General features: G+C 49.4%; 4 protein-coding genes. 3 read left to right on the forward strand and 1 reads right to left on the reverse strand.

The features are described 5' to 3' along the window. Window positions 1-57: 57 nt before the first annotated feature. Both ACE1CD_RS10455 and ACE1CD_RS10460 read left to right on the forward strand, forming a co-directional pair. Window positions 58-1,929 carry a DNA-directed RNA polymerase subunit gamma gene (locus ACE1CD_RS10455; RefSeq protein ID WP_374796512.1) on the forward strand — a complete coding sequence of 624 codons (1,872 nt, stop codon included), beginning with the start codon at window positions 58-60 and terminating at the stop codon, window positions 1,927-1,929. Between the two features lie 111 nt (window positions 1,930-2,040). Further along, window positions 2,041-6,075 (forward strand): DNA-directed RNA polymerase subunit beta', encoded by a 4,035-nt coding sequence (locus ACE1CD_RS10460; RefSeq protein WP_374796510.1) that lies wholly within the window; start codon window positions 2,041-2,043, stop codon window positions 6,073-6,075. A gap of 70 nt (window positions 6,076-6,145) precedes the next feature. Here ACE1CD_RS10460 and ACE1CD_RS10465 read toward each other — a convergent pair whose 3' ends face one another. Further along, complete coding sequence (locus ACE1CD_RS10465; protein ID WP_374796508.1) at window positions 6,146-7,351, reverse strand: HhoA/HhoB/HtrA family serine endopeptidase; 1,206 nt, start codon at window positions 7,349-7,351, stop codon at window positions 6,146-6,148. A 177-nt stretch (window positions 7,352-7,528) separates the two neighbouring features. Here ACE1CD_RS10465 and ACE1CD_RS10470 point away from each other — a divergent pair, with 177 nt between their 5' ends. After that, the gene (locus ACE1CD_RS10470) at window positions 7,529-7,936 is read left to right on the forward strand and encodes a metal-sensing transcriptional repressor (RefSeq protein WP_374796506.1); all 408 of its coding nucleotides are present in this window, start codon (window positions 7,529-7,531) and stop codon (window positions 7,934-7,936) included. Window positions 7,937-8,170 lie beyond the last annotated feature (234 nt).

Raw genomic sequence — 8,170 nt, forward strand, 5'->3', positions numbered from 1 at the left:
ATCTAAAATCTAAAATCTAAAAGCTAAAATCTAAAATCTAAAATCCAAAATTGACTGATGGCAAAACTCGAACAGCGCTTTGATTACGTCAAAATCGGTCTTGCTTCTCCAGACCGGATTCGGCAGTGGGGAGAACGCACGCTTCCTAACGGTCAAATCGTAGGAGAAGTTACTAAGCCGGAAACGATAAATTATCGCACGCTCAAACCGGAGATGGATGGTTTGTTCTGCGAGCGCATTTTCGGTCCGGCGAAGGATTGGGAATGTCATTGCGGTAAATACAAGCGCGTCCGTCACAGAGGTATTGTTTGCGAACGCTGCGGTGTGGAGGTAACGGAATCGAGGGTGCGCCGCCATCGGATGGGCTACATTAAATTGGCGGCTCCTGTCGCCCATGTTTGGTATCTCAAGGGCATTCCCAGCTACATTTCTATCCTGTTAGATATGCCGTTGCGGGATGTGGAGCAAATTGTTTATTTCAATGCCTATGTGGTGCTCAATCCCGGCAATGCGGATAATCTCACCTATAAGCAATTGTTGACGGAAGACCAGTGGATGGAAATCGAAGACCAGCTATATAGCGAAGATTCGCATCTGGTGGGGATAGAAGTGGGCATTGGTGCGGAAGCTTTGCAAACTCTGTTGCAGAATATCAACTTGGAGACGGAGGCGGAGCAGCTGCGGGAAGAAATTGCGAATGCGAAGGGACAGAAACGTGCCAAATTAATCAAACGGCTGCGGGTGATCGACAATTTTATTGCTACTGGGTCGAAGCCGGAGTGGATGGTGCTGACTGTGATTCCGGTCATCCCGCCCGACTTGCGTCCGATGGTGCAGTTGGATGGGGGAAGATTTGCGACTAGCGATTTGAACGACCTCTATCGCCGGGTGATTAATCGGAATAATCGATTGGCGAGATTGCAAGAAATCCTCGCACCGGAAATCATTGTCCGTAATGAGAAGCGGATGTTGCAGGAAGCAGTGGATGCCTTAATCGATAATGGTCGGCGGGGACGGACGGTGGTGGGGGCAAATAACCGTCCCTTAAAATCTCTCAGCGATATTATTGAGGGTAAGCAGGGAAGATTCCGGCAGAACCTCTTGGGTAAGCGGGTGGATTATTCGGGGCGATCGGTGATTGTGGTGGGGCCAAAGTTGAAAATCCATCAATGCGGATTGCCGAGAGAGATGGCGATCGAACTTTTCCAACCTTTTGTGATCCATAGATTGATTCGGCAGGGGTTGGTAAATAATATCAAAGCGGCCAAAAAGTTAATACAGCGCAATGACCCCAGTGTTTGGGATGTGTTGGAAGAAGTGATTGAAGGTCATCCAGTCCTGCTGAACCGCGCCCCGACGCTGCACAGATTGGGTATCCAAGCCTTTGAACCGATTCTGGTAGAAGGTCGCGCCATTCAACTGCATCCGCTGGTGTGTCCGGCGTTCAATGCGGACTTCGATGGCGACCAAATGGCGGTTCACGTTCCTCTTTCCTTGGAATCGCAAGCGGAGGCGAGATTGTTGATGTTGGCATCGAACAATATATTATCGCCGGCGACAGGTCGTCCGATCGTGACACCCAGCCAAGATATGGTATTGGGTTGCTATTACCTGACTGCGGAAAACCCAGCGTTGGCAAATAAACAAGAACGTTATTTCGCCAACTTAGAAGATGTGACAGTCGCTTACGAACAAGGCAAAATCGACCTGCATCAATACATCTGGGTGCGTTACGACGGACCGATGGAAACCGACGAACCGGAGAGCGAACCGCTCAAAGTTACCACAGAAGCAGATGGTAGCATCATCCAAATTTATAAATCCCAGCGGGTGCGATCGACTGCCGATGGCAAATTGATTTCTAAATTTATCCGCACCACACCAGGTCGGATTATCTACAACAAAGCAATTCAAGAAGTAATTGGATAGGGGTTAGGGGTTAGGGGAAGAGAGAAGAGGAAAAAGATTAATTCTTCCGCTCCCCTGCCCCCCTGCCCCCCGCTCCCCCGCTCCTTCCCTAATCCCTAATCCCTAAAAAAAATGGCAGACCAAAACATGACAGTCTTCCGTAACCGCATCGTCGATAAAGGTCAGTTGAAGCGTCTGATTGAATGGTCGTTTACCAACTACGGTACGGCTAAAACAGCGCAAATGGCAGACAAACTCAAAGATTTGGGATTCCGTTACGCCACCAAAGCCGGAGTTTCCATTTCTGTTGATGACTTGCAAGTACCCGATAGCAAACAGCAACTGCTGGAAGCTGCCGAAGAAGAAATTCGCCTGACGGAACAGCGTTACACCCGTGGGGAAATCACCGAAGTAGAACGCTTCCAAAAAGTAATCGACACCTGGAACAGTACCAGCGAAGCCTTGAAAGACGAGGTGGTTCGCAACTTCCGCAAAAACAATCCCCTCAATTCCGTCTATATGATGGCTTTCTCTGGGGCTAGGGGTAACATCTCCCAAGTGCGCCAACTCGTGGGGATGCGGGGATTGATGGCCGACCCCCAAGGAGAAATCATCGACTTACCCATCAAAACCAACTTTCGGGAAGGTTTGACAGTCACCGAATACATCATCTCTTCTTACGGTGCGAGGAAGGGATTGGTAGATACGGCATTGAGAACAGCAGATTCCGGATATCTGACGCGCCGACTGGTAGACGTAGCCCAAGATGTGATTATTCGGGAAATCGACTGCGGTACAATGCGGGGCATCACCATGCGATCGATGACCGACGGCGATCGTATCCTCATCCCCCTGAAAGACCGACTCCTGGGACGCATCCTCGCCCAAGACGTCACCCATCCCAAAACCGGCATCATCATCGCCCGTCGCAACGACCCCATCAGCAACGAACTCTCCGAGAAAATGGCCAAAGCGGGAGTAGAAGAACTCGTATTGCGATCGCCTCTCACCTGCGAAGCGGCGCGTTCCGTCTGTCAGCACTGTTACGGTTGGAGTTTGGCACACGCTTCGATGGTGGATTTGGGGGAAGCGGTGGGGATTATTGCCGCCCAATCGATCGGGGAACCGGGAACCCAACTGACCATGAGAACCTTCCACACCGGGGGTGTGTTTACCGGCGAAGTAGCCAGACAAGTGCGATCGACCATAGAAGGAGTAGTACGTTACGAAAAAGGATTGCGGACGAGAGCCTTTAGAACCAGACATGGAGAAGAAGCGCAAATTGCAGAAACCAACGGCGAACTCCTCATCACCCCAAAAGACAAAACCCTCAAGAGTACTCTAGTCCCCGTCACTCAAGGTTCGATCATCCTGGTATCCGATGCCGAAACGATCGCCAGCAATCAAATTCTGGCAGAAGTACCGATAGCCGGACGCAATGTGCGCCGCGCCACAGAAAAAGCGGTCAAAGATGTCGCCTCTGACCTAGCGGGAGAAGTTCTGTTTGCAGATTTGGTTCCGGAAGAAAAGACCGATCGTCAAGGCAACACCACCCGCATCGCCCAACGCGGCGGCTTAGCTTGGATACTTTCCGGTGAAGTTTACAACCTTCCGCCAGGTGCAGAACCGGTCGTCAAAAACGGCAGCGAAGTCAAACCGGGCAGCGTGCTGGCAGAAACCAAACTAATTACCGAACACGGCGGCGTCGTCCGACTCCCCCAAGAAAGCAAAACTTCATCTGGTGGACGGGAAATCGAAATCATCACTGCTTCTGTGTTGCTCGATACCAGCCTTGTCCGGATAGAAAGCTACCAAGGGCGCGACCACTATTTGATCGAAACTACTAACGGTCAATCATTCTCCCTGAAAGCCACACCGGGCACGAAAGTCCAAAATAACCAAGTGGTAGCGGAATTGATCGACGATCGTTACCGCACTCAAACAGGCGGTATCATCAAATACGCAGGTGTAGACGTAGCCAAACGCGGCAAAGCCAAACAAGGATACGAAGTCGTCAAAGGCGGCACCCTGCTGTGGATACCCGAAGAAACCCACGAAGTTAACAAAGATATCTCCCTACTTCTAGTTGAAGATGGCCAATTCGTAGAAGCCGGTACTGAAGTCGTTAAAGACATCTTTTGCAGCGTTTCCGGTGTGGTCGAAGTCGTCCAGAAAAACGATATCCTGCGAGAAATTACAATCAAGCCAGGGGATTTGCATACGATCGAAGACCCGGAAGAAATCATCCCGGAAACCGGCAGCCTAGCTTCTCCCGGTCAAGAAGTGTTACCGGGACTGCAAGTTAACGATCTGCGTTACATCGAATACATTGAAATGCCGGAAGGCCCAGCACTATTGCTACGCCCGATCGTCGAATACACTATACCCGACCAACCCTCTGTCCCCGCACAACGCGGCAGCCAAAGCGAAGCCCAAGACGCCGGTACTCAGCTAGAACTGCGAGCCGTACAGCGCCTTCCTTACAAAGATGGAGAACGGGTCAAATCTGTAGAAGGCTTAGAATTGCTTCGCACTCAATTAGTCCTAGAAATAGGTAAAGAAGCTCCTCAACTAGCCGCAGACATCGAACTTGTGCCGGACAAAGAAAATCCAGAAATATGGCGACTGCAACTGGTAATTCTGGAATCTCTAGTGATCCGTCGCGATGTCGCTGCCGACGCCACCCAAGGCAGCACTAACACCCGCTTACTCGTCACCGACGGTATGCAAATCCCTCCTGGTGCAGTAGTCGCTCGCACCGAAATCCAATGTAAAGAAGCAGGTCTTGTCCGAGGTATTCGCGAAGGCGCGGAAGCAATTCGGCGCGTCCTGGTAGTCCGCAATGCCGACTTAGTTCAAGTAGACACACAAAACCAAAAACCCAGCGTCAAAACAGGCGACCTGCTCGTAGCGGGAAGTCCTATAGCCCCCGGCATACGCGCATCTGAATCCGGCCAAGTAGTAGAAGTAACCGATACCCACATCGTCCTGCGAATCGCCCGTCCCTACCGGGTATCCACAGGAGCCGTGTTGCATATCGATGATGGCGACCTCGTACAGCGCGGCGACAACCTGGTCTTACTGGTGTTCGAGCGCACCAAAACAGGTGACATTATCCAGGGGTTACCTCGGATTGAAGAACTTCTGGAAGCTCGCAAACCCAAAGAAGCCTGCATACTTTCTCGCCGTCCGGGTACAGTCCAACTCGTGTACAACGAAGACGAGCCTACCGAGATCAAAGTGATAGAACACGATGGCGTCGTGGGTTCCTATCCGATTGGGCCGGGACAAAACTTGATCATCTCTGACGGTCAAGAAGTCAAAGCAGGCGAACCATTGAGCGATGGCCCAGCCAATCCCCACGAAATTCTGGAAATCTTCTTCGAGTTGAATCGGGAACAAACAGGTATTTACGAAGCGGCGCTGACAAGCTTGCGAGCCACGCAAACGTTCCTTGTTAACGAAGTCCAATCAGTATACCAATCGCAAGGAATTGACATCTCCGACAAACATATCGAAGTGATCGTCCGTCAAATGACTTCCAAAGTTCGTATAGACGATGGTGGCGATACCACCATGCTTCCCGGAGAATTAGTGGAATTGCGTCAAGTCGAGCAAGTTAACGAAGCTATGTCTATCACCGGAGGCGCACCCGCCCAGTACACCCCCGTGTTGCTGGGGATTACCAAAGCTTCGCTGAATACGGATAGCTTTATCTCCGCCGCCAGCTTCCAAGAAACTACTCGCGTGCTTACAGAAGCAGCGATCGAAGGTAAATCTGACTGGCTGCGCGGACTGAAGGAAAATGTGATTATTGGGCGCTTGATTCCCGCAGGTACGGGATTCAATGCTTATGAAGAAATGAGTGTAGCAGATGTAGACTTGTCTTATGACGGCAGCGGTGTCCTGGATGACGAACCAGGAGAAGTTATTTTAGACGATCGCACCGCTCGCGTTTACCGCGTAGAATCGGCTTTGGATTCGATTGACGCTTTGGGCGGGGAAACAACTTCGCAAATGCGCTCCAATGGCTCGTCGGGTTACGGCTCATACGGCTCTAACTTTTCTTCCTCTATCCTCGAAGAAGATGACGAACTCATCGGTAGCGATTTAGATGACGAAGACGAAGATGAAGATGATGAGGACGACGAAGACGATATGGATTAGGGCGTATATCCCCACCTAACATTCGTATAGGTGGGTACTTACGCCGATTTTGTTAAAAGCTCCCCCCTAGCTAAGATTGCAGTGACGCTGTCCGCACTGATAGCCGCAAGGTTTCAGAAGCACGTCTTACAACGAGATTCAATACCTGACCTACACGGGAAGATTCAACTATATTTTGCAAAGTTTCCGCACTGGTAACGGGAACACCATCAATTTCCACGATCGCATCTCCTTTGCGAAGACCTCCTGTAGCAGCTGGTGTGTTAGGCAAAACTTTCATCACAAGTACACCTTTTACCTCTGGGATGGTGAAAGGTGTATTTGGATCGTCATTATTTTGCTTCGCTAGCTCCGGTGTTAGCGTAATCATTTGAACTCCTATATAAGGGTGAGGAACTTTTTGACCCCGTGCGAGAACAACGCTGATTTCTTTTGCTTTGTTAATCGGAATGGCAAAGCCAATGCCCATTGCATCGGCGCGAATGGCGGTGTTAATTCCAATTACTTCGCCATACTCGTTTAACAGCGGGCCACCAGAGTTACCGGGATTGATTGCTGCGTCAGTTTGAATAAAATCCAATCGCTTATCGGGAACGCCAACTTCTGTGGAAGAGCGATGCAGAGTGCTGACAATTCCTAAAGTGACGGTATTGTCAAGTCCTAAAGGATTGCCGACTGCGATCGCCCAATCACCTACCTGCACCTGTGACGAATCGCCTAGCGATGCTACGGGTAAATCTCTATCCTGAGTATTAATCTTCACCACAGCTAAGTCGGTTATTTCGTCAACACCGCGTACTTGTCCTTCAAAGGAGCGCCCATCTTTCAGCGTCACCATCACTTTATCGGCTTGGTTAACTACGTGGGCATTGGTAAGAATGATGCCACCTTTGTCGATGATGAAGCCGGAACCTTGGCCGCGCAGCAGTTCTTGTCTGGGCTGTGCGGTGAAATCTTCTCCAAAGAAACGCCGGAAAAATGGATCGTCAAAAAAAGGATCTAAGCGCCTGCTAACCGTGCGCTCTGTATCGATTCTGACCACGGCTGGGCCAACCCTATTCACTGCTGCGGTTACAAAACTGTTACTTTGCTTTGTTTGAGGAACCTTTAGCTCAATGCTTTGCTCTGGTGGAAGAGCTGAATTTATACTTGCCTTGGGGCTTGCTTGAGAGGGTAGGACTGCGATCGCGCCCGATATTAGAACTGCCCCTAAGAAAGTGGCAAGTCCATAACGAGCGATTTTACCCAGAAGGTGATAGATTTTTTCACTCTGCATAGCTTGATTTTTTGGCTCCGCTGTGCTATTTAAGTTTTTGCATTTGTGGAGAAATGATGATATCTAAAATTATTTTTACAGTTCAGGGGCTGTCAGTTGCTGCCAAAATGCAGCGATAAATTATATTTGCTGTTTTGTAAGTTAGGATCTTGAGTACGGCTGTTCCACGACTTAAGGATGATTGGATCTAAAGACGAAATTTTATATACGGAGAAAGAAAAACTTTCTCCCCAATGTGATGAAGCAAGCAAAGATGATGCGCGTCATATCCATACCCATCATTCTCATAAGGAAGGACATTCCACTCATTCTCACGTTCACTCGGAAGAGTCGCTGCGCCGGGTAGTTAACCGTTTGTCTCGTATTGAAGGACACGTGCGCGGCATTAAGAATATGGTACAGGAGAGTAAACCCTGTCCTGATGTGCTGGTGCAGATTGCCGCAGTCCGAGGTGCTTTAGATCGGGTAGCGAGAATGATTCTCGACGAACATTTAACCGAGTGTATTGCTCGCGCTGCTAAAGAAGGGAATATTGAGGTGGAAATTGAAGAGTTAAAGGCTGCTTTGGATCGGTTTTTGCCGTAACAAAATTTTTGCGAAACTATCCTGAAAGCTGACACCAAGAGAGAAAAAAGAGAATAGGTAGATGCACCCTGATAATTTTAAACCTCCGCCTCACAACTGGAGTTTAGACTAACCGCGCTTTAGGGCGCGGTTAGTCTAAACTCCTATACAAGGCAAAATAGCTCAGCTTTTAGCTGAGTAAAAAAAGATTGATTTAATCAGGATTTAAGAGAAAAATAAGTTAGCTTTTTGAGT

Source organism: Aerosakkonema sp. BLCC-F183, assembly GCF_041929145.1.
Lineage (GTDB): Bacteria > Cyanobacteriota > Cyanobacteriia > Cyanobacteriales > Aerosakkonemataceae > Aerosakkonema.

Bases quoted from the DNA above. Each gene is read 5' to 3' on its own strand.
- ACE1CD_RS10455 (WP_374796512.1), top strand. From the start codon at position 58: ATGGCAAAACTCGAACAGCGCTTTGATTACGTCAAAATCGGTCTTGCT.
- ACE1CD_RS10460 (WP_374796510.1), top strand. From the start codon at position 2,041: ATGGCAGACCAAAACATGACAGTCTTCCGTAACCGCATCGTCGATAAA.
- ACE1CD_RS10465 (WP_374796508.1), bottom strand. From the start codon at position 7,351: ATGCAGAGTGAAAAAATCTATCACCTTCTGGGTAAAATCGCTCGTTAT.
- ACE1CD_RS10470 (WP_374796506.1), top strand. From the start codon at position 7,529: ATGATTGGATCTAAAGACGAAATTTTATATACGGAGAAAGAAAAACTT.